Here is a 1,248-nt window from a genome sequence, read left to right on the forward strand (position 1 = left end):
TGCCCCTGTGCGGGGCGGCACTTACTTTCTTTGCCGCCGCAAAGAAAGCAACTGTATTGAAGGTCAAGTGTTTGGGGTTCATTCGATCATGATTTCGGCGGACTCCACGGCGTAGCGTCACGCATCATGGCGTTGAGCCGGATGAGCAGTTTGCGCATGCCAGCGACGAAGGCGACCTTGGTTTTTTTGCCTTTGTCGCGCAGGCGGTCACAAAACGCCTTGATGTCGGGATTGGCCTTCTGGGCAGCGACGCAAGCCATATAGAGGGCACGTCGCACCATGTGCCGGCCGCCTTTGATATGGCGCTGCCCCTGCTGTTTGCCGCTATCGACATTGAACGGCGCGAGGCCAACGAGCGAGGCGATTTCCTTGCCGCTGAGCTTGCCCAGTTCAGGCAGAAAGGCGATCAACGTTGCCGCGGTTCCCCTGCCGATGCCGGGCGTGGAGCGCAGCAAGGCTTCGGTCTTGCGCCAGAGTTCGTTGGAGCGCAGGAAGGAATCGATGTCGTCATCGGCATCCTTGATGCGCTTTTTGAGGAAGGCGATGAGTTCGTCGATGCTGGCATGCGTGGCCTTGTGAGCACGCCTGCGGCGGTTCTGCTCGGCGGTGAGCATCTCCATGAGCTGGCTGCGGCGCAGGATGAGCGCCTGCAACTGCTGGGTCTGCGCGTCATTCAGCGCCCGGAGTTCGGGCTTGACCGCTGCGCCGTAGTGAGCGATGACGCGTGCATCGATACGGTCGGTTTTGGCAAGGTGGCCGGTGGATCTGGCGAAATCGCGCACCCATCTGGGGTTGAGCGCGACGCCGGGCAAGCCTGCCTTGCACAGGGCTTCCAGGACGGCTTTCTCAAGCTTGCCGGTGGCCTCGAGAACGATGAGTTCAGGTTTGAGAGGCGACAGCCGGGCGATCAGATCAGCGATACCTTCGGGCGAATTGGCGAGCCGGAAGTACTCAGTGGAGCCGTGAAAGGCCACATCGAGGAACTCGCCACTGACGTCAATGCCGACGAACAAAGGAGAAACGGAGGAGGATTGGTTCTGGTTCACCACAGCACCCCTACTTGCAAAAATACGAGCTCGAGGCTCAGTCAACTGTTCGGGTTCAAAGCGGTAAGTGGAAGCGGCGCCACCAGCTTTCTTTCGGGCTGTGAGCCCCGGTAAGCAAAACGGGCTACCGCTTCCGGTGAACGGAAAGGATCAGTTTCCGGACACTGGGACCAATATACAAGTAAGCAAAGAAAGCGGGCTT

Annotated in this window: 1 protein-coding gene; it reads right to left on the minus strand. The window is 59.4% G+C overall.

Going from position 1 to position 1,248, the window contains the following annotated elements:
• Positions 1-86 precede the first annotated feature (86 nt).
• The gene (locus tag P3T24_RS38805) at positions 87-1,046 is read right to left on the minus strand and encodes an IS110 family transposase (RefSeq protein ID WP_429441968.1); all 960 of its coding nucleotides are present in this window, start codon (positions 1,044-1,046) and stop codon (positions 87-89) included.
• Between the last annotated feature and the right edge of the window lie 202 nt (positions 1,047-1,248).

The sequence above is a fragment of the Paraburkholderia sp. GAS33 genome, assembly GCF_050436645.1.
Classification (GTDB): domain Bacteria; phylum Pseudomonadota; class Gammaproteobacteria; order Burkholderiales; family Burkholderiaceae; genus Paraburkholderia; species Paraburkholderia phenazinium_B.